This window comes from Haloarcula sp. MBLA0163 (assembly GCF_055632435.1).
This window is the reverse complement of record NZ_CM145745.1, coordinates 626,829-650,334: the sequence shown is the minus strand read 5'-3', so window position 1 is coordinate 650,334 and position 23,506 is coordinate 626,829. Positions and strand designations below refer to the sequence as shown.

The 23,506-nt window shown below is 69.9% G+C and carries 27 protein-coding genes; 16 read left to right on the top strand and 11 right to left on the bottom strand.

Annotated elements, in window-relative coordinates:
* Positions 1–41: 41 nt before the first annotated feature.
* The 4 genes from ACV7GQ_RS03330 to ACV7GQ_RS03315 all read left to right on the top strand — a co-directional run bounded on the left by ACV7GQ_RS03330 (position 42) and on the right by ACV7GQ_RS03315 (position 4,814).
* Positions 42–1,046 (top strand): deoxyhypusine synthase, encoded by a 1,005-nt coding sequence (locus ACV7GQ_RS03330; RefSeq protein WP_470312138.1) that lies wholly within the window; start codon positions 42–44, stop codon positions 1,044–1,046.
* A gap of 59 nt (positions 1,047–1,105) precedes the next feature.
* The gene (locus tag ACV7GQ_RS03325) at positions 1,106–1,609 is read left to right on the top strand and encodes a GNAT family N-acetyltransferase (RefSeq protein ID WP_470312137.1); all 504 of its coding nucleotides are present in this window, start codon (positions 1,106–1,108) and stop codon (positions 1,607–1,609) included.
* A gap of 231 nt (positions 1,610–1,840) precedes the next feature.
* Positions 1,841–3,028 carry a redox-regulated ATPase YchF gene (locus ACV7GQ_RS03320; protein WP_470312136.1) on the top strand — a complete coding sequence of 396 codons (1,188 nt, stop codon included), beginning with the start codon at positions 1,841–1,843 and terminating at the stop codon, positions 3,026–3,028.
* Positions 3,029–3,173: 145 nt separating this feature from the next.
* A complete protein-coding gene (locus ACV7GQ_RS03315) occupies positions 3,174–4,814 on the top strand; it encodes a methyl-accepting chemotaxis protein (RefSeq protein WP_470312135.1) in 1,641 nt (546 codons plus the stop codon).
* 6 nt (positions 4,815–4,820) lie between these two features.
* Here ACV7GQ_RS03315 and ACV7GQ_RS03310 read toward each other — a convergent pair whose 3' ends face one another.
* The gene (locus tag ACV7GQ_RS03310) at positions 4,821–5,423 is read right to left on the bottom strand and encodes a hypothetical protein (RefSeq protein WP_470312134.1); all 603 of its coding nucleotides are present in this window, start codon (positions 5,421–5,423) and stop codon (positions 4,821–4,823) included.
* A complete protein-coding gene (locus tag ACV7GQ_RS03305) occupies positions 5,423–6,079 on the bottom strand; it encodes a DsbA family protein (protein WP_470312133.1) in 657 nt (218 codons plus the stop codon). Before ACV7GQ_RS03305 ends, ACV7GQ_RS03310 begins: the two co-directional genes overlap by 1 nt.
* Positions 6,080–6,455: 376 nt before the next feature.
* Here ACV7GQ_RS03305 and ACV7GQ_RS03300 point away from each other — a divergent pair, with 376 nt between their 5' ends.
* On the top strand, positions 6,456–7,412 hold the full coding sequence (locus ACV7GQ_RS03300; RefSeq protein ID WP_470312132.1) for a nucleoside hydrolase: 957 nt from the start codon (positions 6,456–6,458) through the stop codon (positions 7,410–7,412).
* Between the two features lie 10 nt (positions 7,413–7,422).
* Here ACV7GQ_RS03300 and ACV7GQ_RS03295 read toward each other — a convergent pair whose 3' ends face one another.
* Positions 7,423–8,670, bottom strand: coding sequence for a sulfatase-like hydrolase/transferase (locus ACV7GQ_RS03295; RefSeq protein ID WP_470312131.1), 1,248 nt, complete (start codon positions 8,668–8,670; stop codon positions 7,423–7,425).
* A 139-nt stretch (positions 8,671–8,809) separates the two neighbouring features.
* On the opposite strand from ACV7GQ_RS03295, the gene ACV7GQ_RS03290 reads away from it, so the two are divergent.
* Positions 8,810–9,046 carry a hypothetical protein gene (locus tag ACV7GQ_RS03290; RefSeq protein ID WP_470312130.1) on the top strand — a complete coding sequence of 79 codons (237 nt, stop codon included), beginning with the start codon at positions 8,810–8,812 and terminating at the stop codon, positions 9,044–9,046.
* 214 nt (positions 9,047–9,260) lie between these two features.
* Entirely contained in the window at positions 9,261–9,842 is a 582-nt protein-coding gene (locus tag ACV7GQ_RS03285; RefSeq protein WP_470312129.1) for a hypothetical protein, read from the top strand.
* Between the two features lie 117 nt (positions 9,843–9,959).
* Here the strand turns inward: ACV7GQ_RS03285 and ACV7GQ_RS03280 are convergent, their stop codons facing one another.
* A complete protein-coding gene (locus ACV7GQ_RS03280) occupies positions 9,960–10,154 on the bottom strand; it encodes a hypothetical protein (RefSeq protein ID WP_470312128.1) in 195 nt (64 codons plus the stop codon).
* 151 nt (positions 10,155–10,305) lie between these two features.
* Between ACV7GQ_RS03280 and ACV7GQ_RS03275 the strand changes: the two genes are divergently transcribed.
* The gene (locus ACV7GQ_RS03275; protein WP_470312127.1) at positions 10,306–10,461 is read left to right on the top strand and encodes a hypothetical protein; all 156 of its coding nucleotides are present in this window, start codon (positions 10,306–10,308) and stop codon (positions 10,459–10,461) included.
* Here ACV7GQ_RS03275 and ACV7GQ_RS03270 read toward each other — a convergent pair whose 3' ends face one another.
* Complete coding sequence (locus ACV7GQ_RS03270) at positions 10,462–10,923, bottom strand: nucleoside deaminase (protein ID WP_470312126.1); 462 nt, start codon at positions 10,921–10,923, stop codon at positions 10,462–10,464.
* An 88-nt stretch (positions 10,924–11,011) separates the two neighbouring features.
* On the opposite strand from ACV7GQ_RS03270, the gene ACV7GQ_RS03265 reads away from it, so the two are divergent.
* The gene (locus ACV7GQ_RS03265) at positions 11,012–11,257 is read left to right on the top strand and encodes a DUF7861 family protein (RefSeq protein ID WP_470312125.1); all 246 of its coding nucleotides are present in this window, start codon (positions 11,012–11,014) and stop codon (positions 11,255–11,257) included.
* A 12-nt stretch (positions 11,258–11,269) separates the two neighbouring features.
* Here ACV7GQ_RS03265 and ACV7GQ_RS03260 read toward each other — a convergent pair whose 3' ends face one another.
* From ACV7GQ_RS03260 to ACV7GQ_RS03250, 3 genes are all read right to left on the bottom strand, one after another.
* On the bottom strand, positions 11,270–11,797 hold the full coding sequence (locus tag ACV7GQ_RS03260) for a TrmB family transcriptional regulator (RefSeq protein WP_470312124.1): 528 nt from the start codon (positions 11,795–11,797) through the stop codon (positions 11,270–11,272).
* Positions 11,798–11,891: 94 nt separating this feature from the next.
* Positions 11,892–13,001 carry a pyruvate dehydrogenase (acetyl-transferring) E1 component subunit alpha gene (gene pdhA / locus ACV7GQ_RS03255; RefSeq protein WP_470312123.1) on the bottom strand — a complete coding sequence of 370 codons (1,110 nt, stop codon included), beginning with the start codon at positions 12,999–13,001 and terminating at the stop codon, positions 11,892–11,894.
* 50 nt (positions 13,002–13,051) lie between these two features.
* The gene (locus ACV7GQ_RS03250) at positions 13,052–13,708 is read right to left on the bottom strand and encodes a sugar phosphate isomerase/epimerase family protein (RefSeq protein ID WP_470312122.1); all 657 of its coding nucleotides are present in this window, start codon (positions 13,706–13,708) and stop codon (positions 13,052–13,054) included.
* Positions 13,709–13,799: 91 nt separating this feature from the next.
* On the opposite strand from ACV7GQ_RS03250, the gene ACV7GQ_RS03245 reads away from it, so the two are divergent.
* The 4 genes from ACV7GQ_RS03245 (at position 13,800) to ACV7GQ_RS03230 (ending at position 18,209) form a co-directional block, all read left to right on the top strand.
* The gene (locus tag ACV7GQ_RS03245) at positions 13,800–14,156 is read left to right on the top strand and encodes a DUF5658 family protein (protein WP_470312121.1); all 357 of its coding nucleotides are present in this window, start codon (positions 13,800–13,802) and stop codon (positions 14,154–14,156) included.
* 100 nt (positions 14,157–14,256) lie between these two features.
* Entirely contained in the window at positions 14,257–15,327 is a 1,071-nt protein-coding gene (locus ACV7GQ_RS03240; RefSeq protein WP_470312120.1) for a thiamine ABC transporter substrate-binding protein, read from the top strand.
* A gap of 1 nt (position 15,328) precedes the next feature.
* Positions 15,329–17,146, top strand: coding sequence for an ABC transporter permease (locus tag ACV7GQ_RS03235; protein WP_470312119.1), 1,818 nt, complete (start codon positions 15,329–15,331; stop codon positions 17,144–17,146).
* Positions 17,136–18,209: an ABC transporter ATP-binding protein gene (locus ACV7GQ_RS03230; protein WP_470312118.1), complete on the top strand. Its 1,074-nt coding sequence runs from the start codon at positions 17,136–17,138 to the stop codon at positions 18,207–18,209. The genes ACV7GQ_RS03235 and ACV7GQ_RS03230 overlap by 11 nt, the downstream gene beginning before the upstream one ends.
* Position 18,210: 1 nt before the next feature.
* On the opposite strand, the gene ACV7GQ_RS03225 is transcribed toward ACV7GQ_RS03230, so the two are convergent.
* On the bottom strand, positions 18,211–18,489 hold the full coding sequence (locus ACV7GQ_RS03225; protein ID WP_470312117.1) for a HalOD1 output domain-containing protein: 279 nt from the start codon (positions 18,487–18,489) through the stop codon (positions 18,211–18,213).
* A gap of 53 nt (positions 18,490–18,542) precedes the next feature.
* On the bottom strand, positions 18,543–20,105 hold the full coding sequence (locus ACV7GQ_RS03220; protein ID WP_470312116.1) for a helix-turn-helix domain-containing protein: 1,563 nt from the start codon (positions 20,103–20,105) through the stop codon (positions 18,543–18,545).
* A gap of 103 nt (positions 20,106–20,208) precedes the next feature.
* Between ACV7GQ_RS03220 and ACV7GQ_RS03215 the strand changes: the two genes are divergently transcribed.
* Together ACV7GQ_RS03215 and ACV7GQ_RS03210 are read left to right on the top strand one after the other, a co-directional pair.
* Positions 20,209–20,514 carry an FAD-dependent monooxygenase gene (locus ACV7GQ_RS03215; protein WP_470312115.1) on the top strand — a complete coding sequence of 102 codons (306 nt, stop codon included), beginning with the start codon at positions 20,209–20,211 and terminating at the stop codon, positions 20,512–20,514.
* A gap of 56 nt (positions 20,515–20,570) precedes the next feature.
* Complete coding sequence (locus ACV7GQ_RS03210) at positions 20,571–21,665, top strand: CapA family protein (protein WP_470312114.1); 1,095 nt, start codon at positions 20,571–20,573, stop codon at positions 21,663–21,665.
* Positions 21,666–21,669: 4 nt separating this feature from the next.
* Here the strand turns inward: ACV7GQ_RS03210 and ACV7GQ_RS03205 are convergent, their stop codons facing one another.
* Positions 21,670–22,683, bottom strand: a complete 1,014-nt coding sequence (locus ACV7GQ_RS03205) for a hypothetical protein (protein WP_470312113.1) — start codon at positions 22,681–22,683, stop codon at positions 21,670–21,672.
* A gap of 163 nt (positions 22,684–22,846) precedes the next feature.
* Between ACV7GQ_RS03205 and ACV7GQ_RS03200 the strand changes: the two genes are divergently transcribed.
* On the top strand, positions 22,847–23,458 hold the full coding sequence (locus ACV7GQ_RS03200; protein ID WP_220618888.1) for a translation initiation factor IF-2 subunit beta: 612 nt from the start codon (positions 22,847–22,849) through the stop codon (positions 23,456–23,458).
* Positions 23,459–23,506: the final 48 nt, after the last annotated feature.

Sequence of the window (23,506 nt, the reverse complement as noted above, 5' to 3'; positions counted from 1 at the left end):
AACCACGCCGTTCAAGCCGACGGACCGACTCGGGACCGACAATGAGCGACCACGAGGACCGCGAGACGTTCCGTCACGACCCCATCGGGCACGCGGAGGCCCGGGCCGGGATGACCGTCGGCGAACTGGCCGAGAGCTACGGCGAGGCCGGTATCGGCGCGAACGACCTCCACGAGGCCGTCGACGTCTACGCCGAGATGCTGGCCGACGACGTGACCACCTTCTTCGGACTGGCCGGCGCGATGGTGCCGACCGGGATGCGCGCCGTAGTCTCGGAGCTCATCCGGGACGGTCACGTCGACGTGCTGGTGACGACGGGCGCGAACCTGACCCACGACACCATCGAGGCCATCGGCGGCAAGCACCACCACGGCGAGGTCACGCCGCCCGAGCGGACCGAGCGCGAACACGACGAGACCCTGCGCGACGAGGGCGTCGACCGCATCTACAACGTCTACCTCCCGCAGGAGCACTTCGCGCTGTTCGAAGGCCACCTCCGCGAGGAGGTGTTCTCGGTGCTGGAGGACGAGGGCACGGTGTCCATCCAGCGCATGACCGAGGAGCTCGGGCGGGCCAACAGCGAGGTCAACGCCAGCGATGACGTCGCCGAGGACGCCGGGGTGCTCGCGGCGGCCTACGAGAACGACGTCCCGGTGTACTGCCCCGCGTTCCAGGACTCCGTGCTGGGCCTGCAGGCCTGGATGTACTCCCAGACGAGCGAGTTCACCGTGGACGCGCTGGCTGACATGACCCAGATTACGGACATCGCCTACGAGGCCGACAGCGCCGGCGCGATGGTCGTCGGCGGCGGCGTCCCGAAGAACTACGTCCTCCAGACGATGCTCGTCTCGCCGGACGCCTACGACTACGCCGTCCAGTTGACGATGGACCCCTCGAACACCGGCGGGCTCTCCGGCGCGACGCTGGACGAGGCCCGCTCGTGGGGCAAGCTGGAGAAGGACGCACGGAACGTCTCGGTGTACGCCGACGCGACCATCACGCTGCCACTGGTCGTCGCCGCCGCCCGCGAACGCGCCGGCGAATAGCGCGACGTCCCCGGGCTCGCCGGGCTAGTTCTATGGGTGTGGGCGTGATACGTTCACATATGTCGTTCCAGCTGAACATCAGACCAGCGGACGAGACGGACATCTCGTCGATTCGGCAGGTCGCCCGTGCCTCCTGGCACGCCATCTACGACGACATCCTCGGGGAGGAGCAGGTGGAGGAGCTGCTGGCCGAGGGGTACGACGACGACCACCTCGGCGAGATGGTCGACTTCGACGACATCGGCCTGTTCGTCGCGACGGCGGACGAGGACGTGGTGGGGTACGCCAGTTGCGGGATGACCGACCCGGCCGGCATCGGCGACCTCGACCTCTACGTCCACCCGGACTACTGGGGCGAGGGCATCGGGACCCGGCTCCTCGACCGCGGCGAGAAGCACCTCCAGAGCCTCTCGGTCCGGAAGATTCGCGACGAGGTGCTCGTCGACAACGAGATGGGGAACGCGTTCTACCGGAAGCACTTCGACCACGTCGACCGCCGGCAGGAGCGGTTCGGCGACGAGAAGCTGCCGGTGAACGTCTACGAGCTGTCGTTGTGGAGTTAGCGGGGACCCGGCCGAGGTGAGGCGCCTCGACGCGAGACGGCGACCGACGGCGGCTGTCGAGCAGCGGTGGGGGGCCGCAGTGGGGGGACCTCGCTGGGGGTCGCTACGGCCGTGTCACCGTCGCCACAGCACCTGCTCGTCGGTACGGAGAGGAGGGCCGTGTTTGGCACTCTCACTCGCCCTCGCTCCGTTTGGCAACGTTTTAGCCGCCGATTCGTCTCCTAGCTCTCAATGAGCTACAAGATCGGACTCGTCGGCAAGCCCTCCGTCGGCAAGTCCACCTTCTTCAACGCGGCGACGATGAACGACGTCCCCGAAGGGGCGTACCCGTTCACGACCATCGACCCCTCGATGGGCGAGGCGTACGTCCGGGTCGAGTGTGCCGCTCCGGAGTTCGAGCACAGCTGTACCCCCAACCACGGCTACTGCGCTGACGGCGTCCGCTTCGTCCCGACGAAACTGGTCGACGTCGCCGGCCTCGTTCCGGGCGCCCACGAGGGCAAAGGCCTCGGGAACCAGTTCCTCTCGGACCTCAACGAGGCCGACGTGCTCGTCCACGTCGTCGACTTCACCGGCGAGACGGACCTGGAGGGCGAACCCACCGAGGACCACGACCCCCGCGAGGACATCGACTTCCTCGAGAACGAACTCGACATGTGGTACCTCGACATCCTCGAGAAGGGCATCGAGCGGTACCGCTCGGGCTACCACGGCGAGGACAAGGACATCGAGGCCGACCTCGCCGAGCAGATGTCGGCGTTCAAGATCAGCGAGGACGAGATAAAGCAGGTCGTCCTCGCGCTGGACATGGAACTGGACCCCGACGCGTGGGACGAGGCGGACCGGGAGGCGCTGGCCCGCGAGATACGCATCCGCACCAAGCCGATGGTCATCGCGGCCAACAAGATGGACACCGGTACGGCACAGGACAACTGGGAGACGGTCACCTCCGACCCCGAGTACGAACACCTCACGTTCGTCCCCGTCTCGGCCCACGCCGAGAAGGCGCTGAAGAACGGCGACGAGCAGGGCGTCCTCGACTACCGCCCCGGCGACGACGACTTCGAGGTGACCGCGGACCTCCCCGAGGAGAAGGCCGCCGGCCTCGAACAGATCCGCTCGTTCGTCGACGAGTTCGACGGCACCGGCGTCCAGCGGGCCCTGGAGACGGCCCTGTTCGAGGAACTGGACGCCATCGCCGTCTTCCCCGGCGCGCGAAAGCCACAGGACGACGGCACGTTCCTGCAGGACTGCTTCGTCCTGCCCGACGGGTCGACCGCCGAGGACTTCGCGTACTTCCTGCACACCGACATCGGCGACGGCTTCCTCCACGCCCACGACGTGCGCTCCGGGCGGCAGGTCGGGGCCGACACCGAACTGGACCACCGCGACGTCGTCGAGATCACGACGACGAACTGAGCGGTCGACGCCGGCCCGCGAACATCAACTGTGATAATCCGGGGTCGTCGTTTTTGGGCCTCCGGGCCGCTATCTCGGGTATGTCCGATTCGATATCCCGCCGGCCGTCACTCGTCGGGGTTGCCTGTCCCACGGAGGGGGCTCGATGAGTACCGACACGGCAGAGGGACGCCTCGTCGGCCGACTGCTGGTGGCTGTCGGCGCCGTCCCGATGGCCGTCGAACCGTACCTCCCGGGTCCCCTCCGCCGGGACTTCGGTGTCCGTCTGTTCCTGCTGGCGTTCGTCTCCGTCGTCGTCGGGCCGGCCGTCGCGGCGACGCTGTTCGCCGACGCGCTCCCCGCAGTGGCCTTCGCCGCCGCCATCGTCCTCTGTACCGGGTTCCTGGGCTACTGTGAACTCTACCGCGCGATAATCGAGATCAACGAGAAGGCGACTGCCGTCGACGACGGCGCGTACGACATCGACTTCGGCGTCGACCGGGTCGACGAGATCGGCGAGACGTACGACACGCTGGAACGGACCGCCCACTCGCTGGGCGAGTCCATCGAAGAGGCCGAGAGCGCACGGGAGCGCGCGGAGGCGGCCCGCGAAGAGGCCGAGGCGGCCACGGAGAACGCCGAACGCGAGCGCAGCGAGATGGAAGCGCTCTCCAGCCACCTCGAACTGAAGGCCACGCAGTACCGCGACACGCTCGCGGCCGCGGCCGACGGCGACCTGACCGCCCGCGTCGACGACGAGAGCATGAGCGACGCCATGGCCGACGTCGGGACGGCCATCAACGAGACGCTGGACGCGCTCGAACGGGCCATCGCGCAGGGACAGGCCATCTCGGCGCGCATCGCCGACGAGAGCGACCGGGTCGCGAGTCAGGGCCAGCGGGTCCGCAGTGAGACCGCGTCGGTCACCGAGAGCGTCGACGAGATAGCCGACGGCGCGTCGACCCAGCGCGCCCAGCTCGGGGACGCCGCCGACGAACTCGGCGACCTCTCGGCGACGGTCGAGGAGATGGCCTCCTCGGTCACGGAGATCGCCGACCGGAGCGACACCGCGGCCGAACTCGGCCGCGACGCCCAGCGCTCCTCCTCGGAGGCCCAGAGCGCCGTCGACGCCATCCGCCACCAGTCGACGACCGCGGCCACCGAGGTCGAGCGCCTCGACGAGATCGCCGAGGACGTGGCCGAGATTCTGGACGTCATCGACAGCATCGCCGAGGAGACGAACATGCTGGCGCTGAACGCCTCCATCGAGGCCGCCCGCGCCGGCGAGGCCGGCGACGGGTTCGCCGTCGTCGCCGACGAGATAAAGCAACTCGCCACCGAGACCAGGGACGCGACGGCCGACGTCGAGACCCTCATCGAGACGCTCCGCTCGCAGGTCGGCGACTCCGTCGCGGCGATGGAGACGATGGAGTCCGCGGTCGACCGCGGGAGCGACACCATCTCCGAGACCATCACCACGCTGGAGGAGGTCGTGGAGGCGACCGTCGACGTCAACGACAGCATCCAGGAGATAGACCGCGCGACGAACCAGCAGGCCGACAGCGCACAGGAGGTGGTCGCCCTCATCGACGACATCAGCGCCATCGCCGACCAGACCGCGACGGAGGCCGAGGAGGTGGCCAGCACCGCCGACCAGCAGGACGCCCTCGTCGGCGAGATGGTCGACAGCGTCGACACGTTCGCGACCGACGCTGAGAGCCTGCAGTTCGAACTCCAGCAGTACCACACCGACGCCGCGGGCGACGCCGGCGCCAGCGCCGCCGGCGAACGCGCGACGACCGACTGACGACGGTCAGACGTCGACCGGACAGCCGTTTATCTCGCCGCCGCGCATCCCGTCGGCGAGCCAGTAGATAGAGAGCGTGAGGACGACGAGCGCGCCGACGGCGAACTCCAGCCCGTCCAGCGGGAGGAAGAGCAGCGACGTCGAGACGCCGAGCAGCGAGAGCAACCCCAGCAGGACGGCCGACCCGCAGGCCGCACAGCCGGCGCCGAGCGTCCCGAGGAGGACGCCCGCGGCGCCGGCCCCGCCCTGTCGTATCTGCAGGCCGTGTTCGCGGAAGTGGTAGGTCGCCATCGCCACGTCCACGCCGGTCAGCGCGGCGACGGCCACCAGCAGGACGCCCTGTGCCGGGTGGAAGAACGTGCCGACGAACGGGTAGAGTTCGAGGAGGACCGTCAGCCGACTCGCCAGCGGCAGGGACCCGCCGATCACGAGGTCCAGTACCAGCGGGACGTTCAGCGAGACGACGAACGCCGTCAGCGAGGCGACGCCCGCGACGGCGGCGACGGCGGCGTACAGCGGGAGCGTCAGCACGAGTCGGGCCGTCCGACCCATCAGGCGCCAGTCGCGGCCACGGACCGGCAGCCGCCGACCGATCCGGACCGCGCGCATCAGTTCGCCTCCCCGAGGGCCTCGGCGATGACGTCGTACCCGACGCTCCCGTTGACCTTCGTGACGAAGTCGCCGTCCCGGAAGAGGAGGATGACCGGGGTGGTCTCGCCGAGGCCGGCGTCCTCCGCGGCCGCGATGTCGGCCTGCACGGCGTCGTCGTAGGCCTTCTCGCGTGCGTCCGTGGCCACGGCGTCGCCGTCCAGCGACGTCTCCGCGTTCAGGAACGACGCCGTCCGCTCGAGGACGTTGTCGACGGTGAACTGCGACCGCGTCGCGAAGTAGTGCTCGAACAGCGACCAGAACGCGGCGTCGTCGCGGGCGTAGGTCGCTTCGAGCGCCTGCGTCGCCGGCTCGCCCCACGGGTAGACCACCGGGTACGTGCGGACGACGTACGCGCCCGCCCCCGAGTCGACGAGGTTCGAGCGAATCTCCGGCACCGTGTTCTCGTGGAACGCCGCACACCGCTGGCAGGAGGGGTCCTCGAACGCGAGGACGACGTGGCCGCCCAGCTCACCCAGTCGCGGTTGCTCGCGGTAGTTCGCCGCCGCCGGGTGGTCCTCGATGGACTCGCCCGTGGCGTCGCTGCCACCGCCACACCCCGCGAGCGCCCCGACGGTCCCCGTCCCCACCAGCGCCAGCAGACGTCGTCGCTTCATAGTCGCCGGAAGGGTTCGACCCGGTTTATCGTTTGTTCTCCTGTGCGGCGGCGAGGGGGAACCGTCTTGCCGTCGGAGGGGGTAGCCCCGATGGCCGATGACGACAGCGCGTTCCGAGTCGGGGTGACTCCCCGACGGTGACGAACCCTATGAGTGCCGAGGCCCCTTTCCCCGTACTCGCCGCTCAGAACTGACGGCGTCCGCTCGGTCGGGATGTGGTCACAGAGGCAGTACAGAAACGGCGAACGTCCGGGTTCGCCGAGTCGTCGGTCGCGAGCGGTCAAACCGGCCACGGCCGATTCGCTGTACGGGTCACGGGACCCCGAGGGACACGTCTTGTCGGGAGGATTAAGTAAACTGCGTGCGAACTCGTACCGTGGTACGGAGACTCATCATCGACACGGACACCGCGGGCGACGACACGCAGGCCATCCTCATGGCCGCTCTCGCCGACTCCGTCGACGTCGAGGCGCTGACCGTCGTCGCGGGCAACGTCGAGTTCGACTACGAGGTCGAGAACGCGAAGTACACCCTCGACCTCGCTGGCGTCGCCGACGCGGTGCCGGTCTACGAGGGGGCGCGCCGGCCGCTGCTCAAGGAGTTCGACCACGTCGACCACGTCCACGGCGACGGGGGGTTGGGCGGTGACCTCTACCCAGACACGGGCATCCCCTCGGCGGACGGCCACGCCGTCGACGCCATCGTCGAGGCCGCCCGGGAGTCCCCGGGCGAGGTGAGTCTGGCCTGCATCGGCCCGCTGACCAACGTGGCGATGGCGGTCCGGCGCGAACCGGCCCTCGACGAGTTGCTGGACGAGGTGTGGGTGATGGGGGGTGCGGTGAACACGCTGGGCAACGACACGCCCTCGGCGGAGTTCAACTTCTGGGTCGACCCCGACGCCGCGAAGATCGTGGTGAACGAACTCGACCTGACGCTCGTCGACTGGGGGCTGACGGTCCGCCACGGGACCATCGACGGCGAGGCACTCGACCGGTTCGCGGCGGCGGAGACGCCCTACGCCGAGTTCTTCACCGAGATAACGAGCCACGCCCGCGAGTTCTCCCAGGAGCGGTTCGGCGTCGACGCGGCCACCCAACCCGACACGCTCGCGATGGCGTGTCTCCTCAACCCCGACATCGTCACCGAGGCCGGGACGTACTTCGTCGACGTGGACGAGCGCGAGGGGATGACGCGAGGGTACAGCCTCGTCGACGAGCTCGGCATCACAGACGGCGAGCCACGGACCCGCGTGGTCGAGTCGGTCGACGAGGACGCCTTCGACCAGATGGTCGCGGACATGCTCCTCCACGGCGACCCCGAGCGGTCGCTGTGACCGGCCGTCCCTACACCCGCCCGCTCTCGGCGAGGTCCTGTGCGGCGGCGACGACCCGCTCTTTCTCGGCCTGTGACCCGCGCCAGAAGTCGACGAGGGCCTGCCCGACGTCGCGCAGCTGCTCGTCGTCGAGTTCGGCCGCCTCGCCGTCGGTGAGGTCGTACAGTTCCCGGTCGTCGGGCGACCAGATGTACTTCCAGTCCCGCCCGCGGACGGCGACGTTCGGCATCCGCGTCGAGGAGAACACGTACGGTTCGGTGAGCCGGTCGGGCACCGTCTCGTCGCCGCTGGCGAGGCCGTGCAGCAGCGCCGGGAGTCGACCGAGCGAGAACGGTTCCTCGACCCGTCCCGTGGGGCCGTTACAGACCACGAGCGGGACGTTCACGAGTTCGTCGTACAGCTGGCGGCCGTGGCCGTACATCCCGTGTTCGCCGAAGGCCTCGCCGTGGTCGCCGTGGACGACGGTCAGGGTGTCCTCGCCCACCGCCTCGGTGAGCACGGAGAGGAACTCGTCGGTGTAGGCCAGCGAGTTCTCGTAGGCCGTCGTCAGCACGTCCCGGAGGACGGACTCGAAGGGGAGGTCCCGACTGAGGAACAGGCCCATGTTCGCGGGATAGGTCTTCAGACGGGACTGGGTGCGGTGCTCCTCGGGCGGGAGGTAGGGGAGGTGGCTGTCGACCAGAAAGACCCAGAGGAAGTACGGGTCGTCGGCCTGTGCCGTCCACTCCTGAATCTCGTCGGCGAGGGCCTCCCACGACATGAACATGTCCTGTCCCTGCCACCAGTTGGCGGCGTTCATCGCCAGCGTCCCGACGGTACTCTCCTGTTCACCGCCTTCGAGGAGGTCGCTCGACGCGTCGTCCTCCATGAAGTCCTCGAAGTGGTCGAACCCCTCGTCGAACCCGAAGTACCGCGAGGTCCACGGGTTGGCGGTGAACGCGGCCGTCTCGTAGCCCCGCTCCGAGAACTCCTCGGCGACGCTCCGTCGAGCGGCCATGTGTTCCCGGACGTGTGCCTTCATGTCTTCGCGGGTCGCGCCGTCGGCGCCGGGCCGTTCGACGGGGTCCGTCCCCGTCAGGAAGGAGGTCGCGGAGGCGAACGTCGCCGCGCCGGGGGCGACGGCGTTCTCGAACACCAGGCCGTCCTCGGCGTGGGACGCGAGTGTCGGCATCGTGTCAGCATCGCCGGCCGCGGCGCCGCAGTAGTCGGTTCTGAAACTGTCGATAGTGACGAGGACCACGCTCTGGTCGTCGGGCATGTGCCCTCTGGGAGTCGGAGAGCGGGGGTTACTATTCAGCACGTAAGCCGGCTTTTTCAGCCGGTAAACGCGCTATTTGTACGATGTCACGGCTGAACAGTAGGGGCCGTTTTTATGCTAGCCCCCGGTCCCGTCGTCCATGTCACGGTCCGATGTCCCCGCCGAGAACGTCACACGCGTCGAACTGCCGACGGGCCTGGTCGACGACGTCGAACAGCGCCTCCAGTACACCGACTTCGACGACGCGAGCGCCTACGTCGAGTTCGTCGTCGAGGAGGTCCTCGCGTCCGTCTCGGACGACGAGGACGCGAACTACGACGCCGTCGACCGCGAGGAGGTCGAGAGCCGTCTCGAGTCGCTGGGCTACATGGAGTGAGGCCGACGGCCTCCGTGCCGCAGCGAGACCGTCGAGCGGCCGACGCCACCGACGAACCCCGTATTTAGTGGTATCCACGTCGCATTAACGCGGCGATAATCGGGTATTCGACCCTTACCGCGCCGATAATATTCCGGGACCCATCCGAACGGTCGACCCGCTCGTGTGGCGTCACGCACTGCCGTCCCGACGTCCCCGAGCCCTTCGACAAGCAATGTCCGACACGTCCCGGCTCCGGCAGCTCGGAGTCACGTTCGCCGTCGTCGTCTCGCTCGTCGCCGCTGGCCCGCTCGTCGCCAGCGCAGCGACCGAGGGAAGCATCGCCGCCGACCCCGAGACAGCTGACTCGACCGCCGCGCACACGGCGACGGTCACCGTCGACGGTGACGCGGCCGGGAGCTCCCTGAACTCCCTCGCCGTCTCCTACGGGGAGAACGGGACCGACGTCTCCGACGTCGGGCAGGGAGACGTCAGGGCCGTCGGTATCGACCGCGGTGACGACGCCGACGGGGCGGCCGTCGACGAGTCCGTCGCCGACGACCTGAGCGGCGTCGGCGCCAGTGACGACGGGACGACGCTGACCGTCGGGTTCGGCGGGAGCTACCAGCTCCAGCGGGGTGACGAGGTCGTCCTCGTCTTCGAGGACGCGCAGAACCCCGCGTCGGCCGGCGACTACCCCGTCGAACTCACCGTCAACGCACAGAGTGCAGGGACCGCGACCGACGCCTCGCTCGCCGTCGAGGAGCGCGCCGGCGACGACGGCGGCGACGACTGCGTCGAACAGACCGACGCGTAAGGCCGTCGCGGGACGCCCGGCCACAGACACGGCTGTGGGAGGGCGTCCGCGGACCGCTTCGAGGCGGTGACCAGTCCCAGAGCGACCACACCGCGTCGCGGTCGCCCGACGACGTCGTCACCGGAGCCGTCGAACCAGTCTGAGCAATACCGAGGCGGCGGTTCCGATGCCGGGGACCCGTCTGGAGAGGGCGGCGGCACCGAGCAGTACGAGGCCGCTCTTCGTCCGACCGCGGACGAAGGCGAGCGCGGCGTCGACGAGCGTCGAGAGCACGCTGAGTCTGTTCAGCGGCGAGTTCTGGACAGCAGTCATGGCTCGCCCGTAGCTACCACGTCTGGGCGCATATAGCCCCACCCGGAGTATGCAAGCCGCCGGCGCGTCCACTCGGCCACCGCCGCGACGTGGCTCTGCCAGAGGCCACGGGTGCCAACCGCTTTGAGGGAGGCCGTCGTACTGTCGCCGCATGTCTCTCATCGATTACTACGACGAGATAGAGCCCGTGACGATGCTGGTCGCCGGGTTCGTCCTGTTCGTCATCCCGGAACCGGCCACCTCCGCGCTCGGCGCGGGCCTCATGCTGCTCGGGAGCGCTTGGTGGTTCTACGAGTGGCAGCGGTGACTACCAGTCGAACGCCTCGTGTATCGCCCGCCCCTCCTCGTGGAGCACCGGGCCGACGACCTCCGTGACGCCGGCCAGCACCGCCGCCGACTGGACCGGGGCGCTCTGGTCCGTGAAGTCGCCGATGTCGCGGCCGCCGACGCTGTAGACGACGCGGCCGAGACCGGCGTGGCGGATGCCGCCGGCGCACATCGGACACGGCTCCGTGCTGGTGTACATGACCGTCTCGGCGCGCTCGGCGGGCGAGAACTCGCGGCGGGCCCGCATCGCGAGGTCGAGTTCGGGGTGGCGCCGGACGTCGTCCTCGGTGACGACGCGGTTGGACGCCTCGAGCACTATCCGGTCGTCCCTGACGAGGACGGACCCGAAGGGACGGTCCCCGCGGTCCGCCGCCTCGCGTGCGAGTTCGAACGCCCGCCGCATGTGCGTCTCGTGGTCGAAGTCGTCGAAGGGGTCTCCCATACCCGCGGGTCGGCCCGCAGGCGGGTAAATCGACCGCCTCCGGCGGCGAGAGCAGTACGCTCAACACCGTGCTTGACGTAAGGGAAACGTGAACCACGACCGAATCCACGCACGGGAGCCGAGCCACCACGTCGAGAAGTGGTCGGTCGGGACCATCGAGCGCATCGGCGAGCGCGACGGGCACTGCGTCGTCACCGTCGCGTCCGACGACGGCGAGACGGTCGAGCTGGTCGTCACGTTCGCGGTGCGGGACCTCTTCCTGGGCAGGTTGGACGTCGAGGCGGGAGCGTCACCGGTCGGCCAGCGCGTCTGGTACCGGAAGCGCGGCGGCTGACGCCACGACGGCTCACTCCGGCGGTTCCACCGGCGCCTCGACCTGTGCGACGTCGAGGATGAGCGTGTTCTGCGTGTCGTCGATGGCGACGACCGTCCCGGCGACGACGAGGTTGTGTTTCGGCGTCGGCCCGACCGCGACGGCCTGCCCGGCCGAGAACTGGCCGACGGACTGCTGGAGGTGCAGTTGTGCGCGACACTCGTCGGGGTGGTTGACGGTCGTGAACCGTATCCCGTCGACGGTGACGTCGAGCCGCTCGAACTCGCGGGCGAGCGTGAGCGACTCCGTCTCGGCGTCGGGGTCGCGCCCGAGCGACGCGTAGGCCTGGTCGGTCGGGACGTACCCCCCCTCCGGACCGGAGTGGCCCTCGACGAGGCCGAGTTGGGCGAGGCTCTGCATCTGGTTCTGGACGGTGCCCAGACTCCGGTCGACGTCGTCGGCGATGGTCTGGCCTTTCACCGGCCCGTCCCCGGAGCGGTGGTGGTTGACCAGCGCAGTCAGCGTCTGCTCCTGACTGGTGGTCAGGTCGATGTGGACCATACGGGCCATACCACAACCACGCCCATGTATGTGTGGATACGCGTACGTTCGGCCACCGGTCCCGGCGCCGTCTCTCGAATCCGCCGGGCCGCACTCACTCGTCCAGCAGGACGTCGTCGCCGTGGCGCGCTCGCAGTTCGCTCAGATACGCGCGCTGTGCGTCGAGTTCGTCGGTCGACTCTGCGTAGACGTCGGCGAAGAGGTCCGTCGGGTCGGCGGCCACGTCCTCGGCCCGGTCGACGATGTCGGCCAACTCGTCGTCTATCGCCTCGTTCATCGCGTCGAGGCGCTCCTGGTCCAGCAGGCCCCGGTCCCAGAGGAATGCGCCGAACCGTGCCAGCGGGTCCCGGTCGCGCCACGCCTCGACCTCGTCCTCGTCGCGGTACACCTCCGGGTCGTCGGCGGTCGTGTGGGCGCCGAAGCGGTACTGGACCGCCTCGATGAGCGTCGGCCGGCGTTCCCCCTCGGCCGGGTCCAGCGCCCGTTCGCGGGCCGCCTTCGTGACGACGTAGGTGGCCAGCGGGTCCATCCCGTCGACCTGCACGCCGTCGAACCCGTAGGCGGCGGCCTTCTGGGCGATGGTGTCGCTGGCCGTCTGGCGCTCTCTGGGCACCGAGATGGCCCACTGGTTGTTGTTACAGACGAAGACCGTCGGGGTGTCGAACACGCCGGCGAAGTTCATCGCCTCGTGGAAGTCCCCCTCCGAGGTGGCGCCGTCGCCGAAGTGGACGACGCCGACCTGTTCGTCGCCGTCGCGTTTGGCCGCCCACGACCACCCGACTGCGTGGGGGATGTGGCCGGCGATGGAGATGTTCAGCGGGAAGACGTTCACGTCGGCGAGGGCGGCGTTGCCCCGTTCGTGGCCCATCCAGTAGAGGAGGTACTCCCACGGGAGGCCGCGCGCCACGAGCGCCCCGTGTTCCCGGTACTGGTAGAACAGCGTGTCCGTGTCGGCCAGCGCGTACGTCGACCCGACCTGTGCGCCCTCCTGACCGGCCAGCGAGGAGTAGGTCCCCAGTCGGCCCTGCCGCTGGAGGCTTATCATGCGCTCGTCGAACCGGCGGGCGAAGCGCATGTCGCGGTACATCTCGACCAGCGCCTCGTCGTCGAGGTCCGGGAGGAGGTCCGGTGCGACCACCTCGCCGTCGGCGTCTAGCACCTGCACACGGTCGTCCGGCGCCCGGTCGAGTACGTCGGCTGCCATCCTGTCGGGACAATCGGGATAGACCGGCAAAAAGGTGCGTGGGAACGGGGTCAGCCCACCCACTCCCGGACCTGCCGGAGTGCGTCGGCCTGGTGGTCGGGCATCACCTCGAGGACGACGCGCCCGTCGAAGTGGGCGTCGAGGAGTCGGGCGGTGCGTTCGAGGGGCACCTCGCCGTCGCCGACCGGGAGGCCGTCCACCGTCGGCGTCGCGTCGTTGAAGTGGACCACCCGGAGACGGTCGCCGTCGGCCCGGAGGAGGTCCCGGAGGCCGTCGAGGTAGTCCGGCTGGGACATGAACAGGTGCGCCGTGTCCAGCACGAGGTCGTGGCCCCGGTCCAGCAGGAGGTTCCGCAGGTGGAACGGGGTCGCGCCGGGGTTGTTCTCGTAGCCGTACCGGGCCTCGAAGCCGTAGCCCTCCAGCGTGTCGACGTGGGTGTGCTGGGCGTACTGGCTGTGGACGACGAGGTAGGCGTCGAGGCGGGCGGCCAGCGCGTCGCTCCGGCGGAACGGCTCGGCGTCGTCCGGGCGGGCGTGGAGCGTGTGCACCGTGGCGGCGTCGACTGGCGACGCGTCGACCGTCGCGGCCGTCGCCGCCACGTCGTCGAGGTCGGCGGGTCGCAGGTGGAGTTCGACGCTGTCGAAGCCACGGTCGGCGGCGGCGTCGAGCGAGTCGGGGTCCGGCGGGCACTTGCCGACGAGGTCCATCGCGTCGGGCTACGCCGCCCGGCCTCTAAAACTCGGTCCCGGGTGCCCACCGACCCGAGCTCTCATGCCGGTCCAGCCCTTGGGTCCGTCGATGCCCGTGGTCTCGACCGACGAGGACGACGACGCGCTGTTCACCCTCCGGCGGGCGCGGCGGATGACCCGCGCGCACGCCGTCCTCTGGGCGCTCATCCTCGCGTCGACGGTGGCCGACGTCCTGTTGACGCTCTCGGGGCTGGCGGCCGGCTACCGCGAGGGGAACGTCGTCGTGGCGGCGCTCATCTCGGAGTTCGGCGTGGCCGGCCTCTGGCTCGTGAAGTTCGCGGCGATGGTGTGGCTCGTCGGCGGGTGGGCCCTGCTCTCGGACCGCGACGCGGCCGTCTTCCTCGCGCTGTTCGCCGCCGTCACCGTCGGCGTCGCCGGCTACAACGCCGTCCTCCTGTTCGGCTGAGTCCGGCGAGACGACCCCGGCGAGCGGCCGGTTCCGTGGACCCACGCCGCGTCCTCGGAGAACACGGGGGTTAAGTACCACTGGGTGTGACCACGGGGTAATGGAGAGACGCAGTTTCCTCGCGGCGGCCGGCGCGACGGTCGCCACTTCGCTGGCAGGGTGTAGCGGAATCGGGACCACGGGTGAGACCGGCACCGAGAGCGGCCGACGGACGCTCGTGGTCGGGACGTACAGCCCGTTCATCGACGCGCCCTCCTCCAGCCCGGGTGCGTGGCTCAAAGAGCGGTTCGAGAGCGAGTTCGACGCCCGACTGGTGTGGCAGACGCCGAGCAACGAGCTCAACCACTACATCGAGCGCAGGAAGGCCGGCGTCGACGTCGAGGCCGACCTCTACGTGGGGGTGAACGCGGACGACCTGGTGCGGGTCGACGAGACGCTCGAGGAGTCGCTGTTCGCCGAGGCCGGCGACCTGAGCGGGCAGGACGACGTGAAAGACGGGCTGACCTTCGACCCCGAGGGCCGGGCGGTGCCGTTCGACACCGGCTACGTCAGCCTCGTCTTCGACGGGACGGCGACGACGGCCCCGGAGACGTTCGACGGGCTGCTGACCGAGGACCACACCGGCGACCTCATCACGCAGAACCCGAGCAGCTCCGACACCGGGCGCGCGTTCATGCTCCACACCGTCAAGCAGTTCGGCGCCGACGGCTACCTCGACTACTGGGCCGACCTGCAGGCCAACGACGTCCGCGTGCTGGGGTCGTGGGACGACTCGTACAGCGCGTGGTCGGAGGGCGAGGCCCCCATCGTCACCTCCTACTCCACCGACCGGGTGTACGCGAACCGCTACGACCAGGACCTGGAGAAGCACCGCATCCGGTTCCTGAACGACCAGGGGTACGCCAACCCCGAGGGGATGGCCGTCTTCGAGAACGCGAACGAACCCGACCTCGCCCGCGAGTTCATGCAGTTCCTCCTGCGCCCCGAGGTGCAGGGCGAGATCGCGGTGCGGAACGTCGCGTTCCCGGCGACGACGAACGCCGACCTCCCCAGCGACTACGCGGAGTTCGCGCTGGAACCGCCCGAGCCGGTGACGTTCACCTACGACGAACTGCAGGGCTCGGTCGGCGGCTGGGTGGAGGACTGGAGCCAGCAGTTCGCCCAGAACTGACGTGACCGACGCCGCCGAGCGGACGGACAGCGGACGCGGTACCGCGGCGGGACAGGTCCGGGTCCGTCTCGAACGGTACGCGCTCCCGACGCTGGCCGCCGGGACGGTACTGCTCCTGCTGTGCATCTTCTACTACCCTGTCGCGACGGTGTTCGTCGACAGCGTCGTCGTGGAGGGCCGGGCGACGCTGTCGGTGTTCGTCGGTATCCTCACCGACCCGTTCTACGTCGGCGACCTCGCCGGGCTGGCGGCGGGTAGGTCGCCCCTGGCCGTGCTCGGGGACCTCCTCTCGCCGGACCGGCGGCTCGGCGTCGTCGGGTTCACAGCCTACCAGGCGGCGCTCTCTTCGGTGGCGAGCGTCGCCCTCGGGCTGCCGGCGGCGTACCTGCTGGCCCGCTACGAGTTCCCCGGCCGCCGGACGCTGCGCTCCCTGACCATCCTCCCGTTCGTCCTCCCCTCCATCATGGTCGCGGTGGGCTTCGTCGCCACGTTCGGCCAGAACGGGACGCTGAACGCCGTGCTGGGCGCGCTCGGGCTGGGCGAGGTCCGCCTGCTGTTCACGCTCGAGGCCGTGATAATCGCCCACGCGTTCTACAACGCGCCGCTCGTGGCGCGGGTGACGACGGCGGCGTGGGAGTCCGTCGACGCCAGCGCCGTCGAGACGGCCCGGAGTCTGGGGGCGAGTCCGCGCCGGGCGTTCCTCGACGTCGTCGCGCCGCAACTGTACCCCTCGGTGCTGATGGGCGCGGCGCTCACGTTCGTGTTCACGTTCGGTACCTTCCCCATCGTCCTCGCGCTGGGCGGGTTCCAGCTCGCGACGGTCGAGGTGTTCGTCTACCAGCTGATCCGGGACTTCGAGTACGCCGAGGCCGCGGCGCTGGCCGTCGTCGAACTCGCCATCTCGCTGGGCCTGCTGTACGCCTACCTCCGGTACGAGGCGCGCCACAGCGTCCGGTCGCGCGGCATCCGCCCGCTCCCCCGGCGGCCGCTCCGCCCGCCGTCGCGCTCGCTCGGCGACCTGCTCCCGAGGGCGGGTCTCGCGGCGTACGGCGTCGTCGCCCTCGCCGTCTTCGTCGCCCCCATCGCGAGCATGGTGTACGCGAGCGTGAGCGGGCCGGACGGGCTGACGCTGGTCCACTACCAGTTCCTCGTCCGGCGACAGGCGACGGCCGCGGCCTTCCAGGTGACGCCGTGGGACGCCGTGCGAAACTCCCTGCTGTTCGGCGTCGGGTCCCTCCTGCTGGCCCTGCCGATGGGGGTCGTCGTCGCCGTCCTCACGACCCGCGAGTACCGCGGGCGGAAAGTCGTCGACGCCGTCGGGATGGCCCCGCTCGCGGTGTCGAGCATCGTCGTCGGCATCGGCCTCCTCCGGGGACTGGTGTTCGGCGTCGAGGTCGGCGGGACGCGCCTCGCTGTCGGCGGTGCCCTCGCCATCGTCGCCGCCCACGCCGTCTCCGGGTACCCGTTCGTCGTCCGCACCGTCGCCCCCGGACTGGAGGGGCTGGACCAGTCGCTCGTCGAGTCGGCGCGGGCGCTGGGTGCGCCCCGCGCCCGGGTCCTCAGCGACGTGGAGTTGCCGCTGGTGTGGCCGGCCGTCGTCGCCGGGGCTGCCTTCGCGTTCGCCATCTCGGTCGGCGAGTTCTCCGCGACGGTGGTGCTGGCGACCGGCACCGACCAGTTCACGATGCCCGTCGCCATCGAGCGGTTCATCGGCCGACGGCTCGGTCCCGCGACGGCGATGGGCGTCGTCCTGCTCGTGGTGACGGCCGGCAGTTTCGTCGTCATCGACCGACTGGGGGGTGCCGACGGTGGCTTCTGAGCCGCCGGCGGTGGCGCTCGACGGCGTCAGCCGACGCTACGGCGACACCACCGCGCTGAGGGACGTCTCGCTGTCGGTCCGGGAGGGCGAGTTCTTCACGCTCGTCGGCCCCTCCGGCTGTGGGAAGACGACGACGCTCCGCCTGCTCGCGGGGTTCGAGACGCCGACGCACGGCACCGTCAGGTTCGGCGGCGAGAGCGTCGCCGGCGTCCCGCCCGAGGACCGCGACGTGGGCGTCGTCTTCCAGAACTACGCGCTGTTCCCCCACATGAGCGTCGGCGAGAACGTCGCCTACGGCCTCCGCTTTACCGACCCGCCGGGCGGCGTCTCGCGGGACGAGCGGGTGTCGACCCTGCTGGAACTGGTCGACCTCGCCGGGGCCGAAGAGCGCGACCCGGACACGCTCTCGGGCGGGCAACAGCAGCGCGTCGCGATGGCCCGCGCGCTCGCGCCGGGGCCGGACCTCCTCCTGCTGGACGAACCGATGAGCGCGCTGGACGCGAAACTCCGCGAGCGACTGCGCGTGCAGGTCCGCGAGATCCAGCAGGAGCTCGGCATCACGACGGTGTACGTCACGCACGACCAGGAGGAGGCGCTGGCCGTCTCGGACCGCGTGGCCGTCGTCCGCGACGGGACCGTCGAACAGGTCGGGACGCCCCGGGAGATATATCGCCGACCCGCCACCCGCTTCGTCGCCTCGTTCGTCGGCGACAACAACGTCCTCTCGGGGCGTGTGACCGACGTCAGCGTGGGCTCGGACGGTCCCGTCGCGACCGTCGACGTGAGCGGCGAACCGCTCGCCGTCGGCCTCGAGGACCGGCACGAGGCCGGCGTCGGCGACCGGCTCACCTTCTGTCTCCGACCCGAGCGGCTCTCGCTCGACGGTGGGGAGACGACGCTGTCGGCGACGGTGACGAGCACGGAGTTCCTCGGCGAAGCGACGCGGGCGCACCTCGACTGGGGCGGTCGGACGCTCCGGCTACGGACCACCGACCCGCCGGGCGACGACGTCGTCGTCGGGTTCGACCCGAGTGACGCGCACGTCGTCGCCGTCGAGCGCTGACTCACTCCCCGAGCGAGGCGTCGGCGGGGTAGACACGGACCTCCCCCTCCTCGCGGACGGCGACCGGGTGGTCGGCGTACTCGAACTGGACGGCGAACTCCGTCTCCGAGTCCTCGTAGAGCGTCGACAGCGCATCGCTCGGGACGACGGTGTCGAACGGGCGGAGCACCGTCGGGTCGACCCCCTTCGCGTCGGCCACGGCGCGGGTGACGACCACGGCGAGCGACGCCTCTGGCTCGGCGACCTCCCGACGAACCCGAGGGGCGGTGTCAGTAAACATATCGTCACACTTCGCTCCCCGACCTGAAAGAGGCCATGGCTCATAAATTAGTGTCAGTCCCCCTGTTCGGGTTCGAACACCGCCTCGAACAGCTTCGATTCGGCCGCCCGGAGGTGGTCGTGGAACGTCGGCGACGTGATGTCCAGCGACGCGGCGAGCTCCTCCCCGGTGCGTTCCCGGGGCGTCTCGAAGTACCCGCCGTAGTACGCCGTCCGTGCGACGGTCGCCTGTCGCTCGGTGAGCGAGTCGAGGACCCGGTCCTCGACGGCCTCGACGTGGTCGGGATCGACCTCGACGGTCTGGCGCCCGACCAGCTCCGTCTTCTCTGGGGGCGTGTCGAGCAACTGCGACGCCTCGGGAGTGTCGGCCGACCGGGGGTACCAGACCTCCACCGTCGCCGTGCCGTCGGCGACGTGCACGTCCGCCAGTCTCCCTGCGCCCTCCGTGACGGTCGCGAAGAAGGGCACGTCGTCGTAGACCACCTGCAGTCCAGGGTCGGCCTCGCGGTCGGTGAGCGTGACGGCCTCCGCGACGCTGTCGTGGGCCTCGGCGGCCGAGGCGACCGCCTCCGGGTCGCCCTCGTGGACGGTGAAGAACGCAAGCGGCGCGTCCACCGTGGCGTCGGCCGCCGACAGTTCGAGCGTCGCGTCGGTGGCCGTCGTCGCGGACGTACAGAACTGCTCGGCCCCGGTGACCTCGACGGTGAACTCCACGAGCGTGTCCGAGAGCAGCGCCTCCCGCGAGCGGAGCGCGTGGATGGCGTCGCCCAGCCGCCGGCCGAGGTTGTCGAGGGCCTCGCGTTCGAACTGCCCGAACTCGGCGTCGCTGTCGATACCGACCGTCAGGACCCCGTAGGGCGCGCCGTCGTATTGGACCGGGACGGCGATTCTCGCGGCGAGCGACCCCCTCGGTGACGGGTCCACCGCGGGTTCGCCGTCGCGCCGGGCCGCCTGCTGGATGGTGGTGCCGCCGTCGGTGACGGCGGGGCCGCCGGGCGACCCGTCCAGCCCGCTCTCGACGCGCGGTTCGACATCGTCGCGCTCCGACGTCGCGTCGCCTATCCAGGCGTAGTCGAACCGACCGACGTCGGTCAGCCGCTCGCAGACGGCCCGCTCCATCGCCGGGCGGGAGGACGCCCCGACCAGCGCCGTGTCGACGTTCCACAGTTCGGCGGTGACGTCGGTGACCCGTTCGATGGTCCGCTCGCGTCTGCGCTGTCTCACGGCGTACACGCCGACGAGCAGGCCGGCGACACAGCCCCAGATAGCGGTGTACGAGACGATGAACGCGGGCTTGACCGTCCCCTGCCAGAGCTGGAACCCGAGCGTCCACAGCACCATCAGCGCGACGCCACCGGTCCCGACCAGCGCCCAGCGGACGACCGCCAACCGGTCCTCGACCGGTCCGTCGTCGGTGGCGACGCGGACGCCGGCACCGACGACGAGGAGGGCCAGCGCGAACGGGACGGCGTTTTCGAGCAGCGTCAGGACGACGAGGTCACCCTGTACGAGGACGTCTTCGACGACGTCGTAGGACGCGACGGCCGCCATCACGAGACCGAGCGATACGAGCGTCAGGCCACCGAGGCGGGCACGGCGGTCCGAGTCCGTCTCCATCTAGCCCGTATCGATGAACGTGACGGCCTGAAATTCTTGTGGAGTCCGGGGGCGAGTCCGGGGTCGCGCCCACGCGCTTGCGACGCGACGCCTACGTGCGACCATGCGAGACCGACTCCGGACGGGCAGTGCGCCGTCGCCACGAGACTACGACGTCGAGTACGAGACGGTGTCGGTGCCGGTGCTCCTCGTCGGCGGTGGGGCCGCGGGGGCCCGCGTCGCCATCGAACTGGCCGAACACGGCGTCGAACCGCTGGTCATCGGGAAACGCGAGGAGTCACGGGGCGCACACCACCGCACGGACTTCCCCGAGACGGGCCCCGACTGGCGGCGGAACGTCCTCGTCGGCGCCGACGACACGGGGCACCGTCCAGTTACCGAAAGTAATCCACCCGGCCGTGTGTCGTGAGCGGACGCTGGCCCCGGAGCTTCAATACGGGTGGGACAGTCGTATCGGGCAAGGTCGTGCTCACTCGTCGGAGCCTCCTCGCGTCGTCGCTCGCAGGCCTCGGTGGCTGTCTGGGCAGTGCTGGCGAGGTGTCCGTCGAGTGTCCGGCCCCCGTCGAGGGCGACGGGAGCGCGCGGCTGGGGTTCGTCGGCGACGTGATGCTCGGCCGCAACGTCGACGAGCGCTGGCGCGACGACCCGACCGGCGTCTGGGACGGGATGGCCGACCGCCTCGACGCCCTCGACGGCCTGTTCCTGAACCTGGAGTGTTGCGTCTCCGCTCGCGGCGACCCGCGGCCCGGCCGGACCTACCACTTCCGGGCCCATCCCTCGTGGGCGGTGCCCGCTCTCGACAGCGCCGGGACGGCGTTCGCCGGGCTGGCGAACAACCACGTCCTCGACTTCGGTCCGCGAGCGCTGGCCGACACGCTCGCACACCTCGACGACGCCGGCGTCCCCACGGCCGGCGCTGGACCGGACAGGGAGTCGGCCTTCGAACCGGCCCACCTCACGGTCGGCGGCCTCGACGTCGCCGTCGTCGCCGTCACCGACCAGTCGCCCAGCTACGCCGCCCGCGCGGACGCCGCAGGGGCCGCCTACGCCCCGCTGCGACGGAGCGACCGGCTCACCCGGAACTGGGTCGGCGGGGCGCTGGCACGGGCCCGCGAGCTCGACCCTGACCTGCTGGTCGTCTCCCTGCACTGGGGTCCCAACTGGGAGACCGCGCCCTCGGAGGCACAGCGGTCGTTCGCCCGGTGGCTCGTCGACCGCGGGGCCGACGTCGTCCACGGCCACAGCGCCCACGTGATACAGGGCGTCGAGACGTACCGGGGCCGACCAATCGTCTACGACGCCGGCGACTTCGTCGACGACTACCTCGTCAAGGACGGCCTGCACAACGACCGGAGCCTCCTGTTCGAACTGGTCGTCGACGACGGCACCCTCTCGGCGCTCGAACTGGTGCCGGTCGAGATCGAGGACTCGCAGGTGACACCCGCCGGCGACGCGGCCGCGGCGTGGCTACGCGACCGGATGCGCTCGCTCTCGGCCCCGTTCGGCACCACCGTCGAACGGGAGGGTGCCGGCCTCCGGATTCCGCTCGGCGACTGCTGAGCGGTCAGTCGTCGTCCTCGTCGTCGTCCTTCGGGCCGGCGTGGTCCGGCGGTCCCGCGTGGTCCGGTGCGTTCGAGTCCTCCTTCGGGCCGGCGTGGTCCGGCGGTCCCGCGTGGTCCGGTGGCCCCCGTTCCTTCCCGTCTTCCTCGTCCTTCTCGTCGCGCCCGCGTTTCCTGCGGTCCTCGTGGTCGTCATCGTCGTCATCGTCGTCGTGGTCGTCGCGGTCGCGGTCGCGGTCCTCGTGGTCGTCATCGTCGTCATCGTCGTGGTCGTCGCGGTCGCGGTCCTCGTGGTCGTCATCGTCGTCATCGTCGTGGTGGTGGTCGTCGTCACAGGACCCGCGACGGATACGCAGGCGCCGCCCGAGCGACAGCCGGTACCGGTCCGGGTCGTCGAGGTCGCCCGAGAGGAACTCCCAGCGGTCGATGCGCCCGTCGTAGTACTCCTCGAAGAGGGCAGCGTCCTCGTTGAACCGCGGCCTGATGACCAGCGAGAGGTCGTCGTCGTCGAGACCCCGGAGCGCGCCGCCGTCGGTTCGCTCGGCGGCCCACGTCCAGTCGACGGTCGTCTCCGTGTCGTCGATGTCCCAGCGGTCGTAGTTCGAGTCGCCCTCGTAGAAGTCGTCTTTCACGACCCACGTCGCCTCGACGGGGATGTTCTCGATGGTGAACGAGACGGAGCCGCCGTCGGTGTCGTCGTCGAGTTTGTCGTGGACGACGACGAGACTCAGGCCGTCGGGGCCGTCGTAGAGGAACAGGATGCTCGTGTCCGCCCGCTGGAGGTCCGTCGTCCCGGTGGAACTGTAGTAGTAGTCCTCCTGCCCCCAGCGGTAGAGGTCCCGAACCGGCTCGTCGCCCGAGAGGGGTTCGACACGGAAACACCGGTCGCCCTGCTCGACGACGAAGCTGTCGTCGTGGGCGGTGACCGACCCGGCGGCTAGGGCGAGCCCACCGGCGGCCGTCGCCGTCGTCGCGAGGAACTGGCGTCGGTTCACCGATTCTGGCGGAGTGTCCGTCATACCGAACGCAACCGGAGAGTAGGAATTTGTTATACTGCGCATATCTCGACGGCGATTCGTGAAGCCGAGCTTACCCGCCGCCTACGGGGTCCTGGGCCCCGTCGCCGGGACCTGGCAGCGGCTATCACGGAACCCATTTACGTCAGAACGCGCTCTAGCAGGTATGAACTACGAGGCCGCACTCCAGCGAGCGTACGACGTGCTTCCAGACCAGCCCAGAGAGGCGGGTGAGCGACTCTCCATCCCCGACCCCGAGGGACAGACAGACGGGGCGTTCACACGACTGACCAACCTCGAGTCCATCGCCGACGCCCTCTCGCGAGACGCCCAGCACCTCCACAGCAGCATCCAGCGCGAGTTCGGGACCAACGGCCAGTTCGACGGCGGCGAGGCCCGCTACAACGGGTCGTTCGACGTCGCGGACTTCCAGGCCGCCATCGACGCCTACGTGGCCGAGTACGTCACGTGTTCGGAGTGTGGCCTCCCCGACACCGTCCTCAAGACCGAGGACGGCGTCGACATGCTCCGCTGTCAGGCCTGTGGTGCGTTCCGGCCCGTCTCGAAGAGCGCGAGCAAGAACACCCAGCAGCAGACGCCCACGCTCGAGGAGGGCGAGACCTACGAGGTCAAGATCACCGGCACCGGCCGCGAGGGCGACGGCGTCGCCGAGAAGGGCAAGTACACCATCTTCGTCTCCGGCGCCCGCGAGGGCCAGGTCGTCAACGCCTACATCGAGAGCATCAGCGGGACGCTGGCGTTCGGTCGCGTCCAGTAAGCCGTCCCGCGAGCGGTTTCTGCTACCGAAAGCACTTGTCGTCGCCCC

Coding starts and splice junctions, on each gene's coding strand:
- ACV7GQ_RS03330 (WP_470312138.1), top strand. CDS start 42: ATGAGCGACCACGAGGACCGCGAGACGTTCCGTCACGACCCCATCGGG.
- ACV7GQ_RS03325 (WP_470312137.1), top strand. CDS start 1,106: ATGTCGTTCCAGCTGAACATCAGACCAGCGGACGAGACGGACATCTCG.
- ACV7GQ_RS03320 (WP_470312136.1), top strand. CDS start 1,841: ATGAGCTACAAGATCGGACTCGTCGGCAAGCCCTCCGTCGGCAAGTCC.
- ACV7GQ_RS03315 (WP_470312135.1), top strand. CDS start 3,174: ATGAGTACCGACACGGCAGAGGGACGCCTCGTCGGCCGACTGCTGGTG.
- ACV7GQ_RS03310 (WP_470312134.1), bottom strand. CDS start 5,423: ATGCGCGCGGTCCGGATCGGTCGGCGGCTGCCGGTCCGTGGCCGCGAC.
- ACV7GQ_RS03305 (WP_470312133.1), bottom strand. CDS start 6,079: ATGAAGCGACGACGTCTGCTGGCGCTGGTGGGGACGGGGACCGTCGGG.
- ACV7GQ_RS03295 (WP_470312131.1), bottom strand. CDS start 8,670: ATGCCCGACGACCAGAGCGTGGTCCTCGTCACTATCGACAGTTTCAGA.
- ACV7GQ_RS03290 (WP_470312130.1), top strand. CDS start 8,810: ATGTCACGGTCCGATGTCCCCGCCGAGAACGTCACACGCGTCGAACTG.
- ACV7GQ_RS03285 (WP_470312129.1), top strand. CDS start 9,261: ATGTCCGACACGTCCCGGCTCCGGCAGCTCGGAGTCACGTTCGCCGTC.
- ACV7GQ_RS03280 (WP_470312128.1), bottom strand. CDS start 10,154: ATGACTGCTGTCCAGAACTCGCCGCTGAACAGACTCAGCGTGCTCTCG.
- ACV7GQ_RS03275 (WP_470312127.1), top strand. CDS start 10,306: ATGTCTCTCATCGATTACTACGACGAGATAGAGCCCGTGACGATGCTG.
- ACV7GQ_RS03270 (WP_470312126.1), bottom strand. CDS start 10,923: ATGGGAGACCCCTTCGACGACTTCGACCACGAGACGCACATGCGGCGG.
- ACV7GQ_RS03260 (WP_470312124.1), bottom strand. CDS start 11,797: ATGGTCCACATCGACCTGACCACCAGTCAGGAGCAGACGCTGACTGCG.
- pdhA (WP_470312123.1), bottom strand. CDS start 13,001: ATGGCAGCCGACGTACTCGACCGGGCGCCGGACGACCGTGTGCAGGTG.
- ACV7GQ_RS03250 (WP_470312122.1), bottom strand. CDS start 13,708: ATGGACCTCGTCGGCAAGTGCCCGCCGGACCCCGACTCGCTCGACGCC.
- ACV7GQ_RS03245 (WP_470312121.1), top strand. CDS start 13,800: ATGCCCGTGGTCTCGACCGACGAGGACGACGACGCGCTGTTCACCCTC.
- ACV7GQ_RS03240 (WP_470312120.1), top strand. CDS start 14,257: ATGGAGAGACGCAGTTTCCTCGCGGCGGCCGGCGCGACGGTCGCCACT.
- ACV7GQ_RS03225 (WP_470312117.1), bottom strand. CDS start 18,489: ATGTTTACTGACACCGCCCCTCGGGTTCGTCGGGAGGTCGCCGAGCCA.
- ACV7GQ_RS03220 (WP_470312116.1), bottom strand. CDS start 20,105: ATGGAGACGGACTCGGACCGCCGTGCCCGCCTCGGTGGCCTGACGCTC.
- ACV7GQ_RS03215 (WP_470312115.1), top strand. CDS start 20,209: ATGCGAGACCGACTCCGGACGGGCAGTGCGCCGTCGCCACGAGACTAC.
- ACV7GQ_RS03205 (WP_470312113.1), bottom strand. CDS start 22,683: ATGACGGACACTCCGCCAGAATCGGTGAACCGACGCCAGTTCCTCGCG.
- ACV7GQ_RS03200 (WP_220618888.1), top strand. CDS start 22,847: ATGAACTACGAGGCCGCACTCCAGCGAGCGTACGACGTGCTTCCAGAC.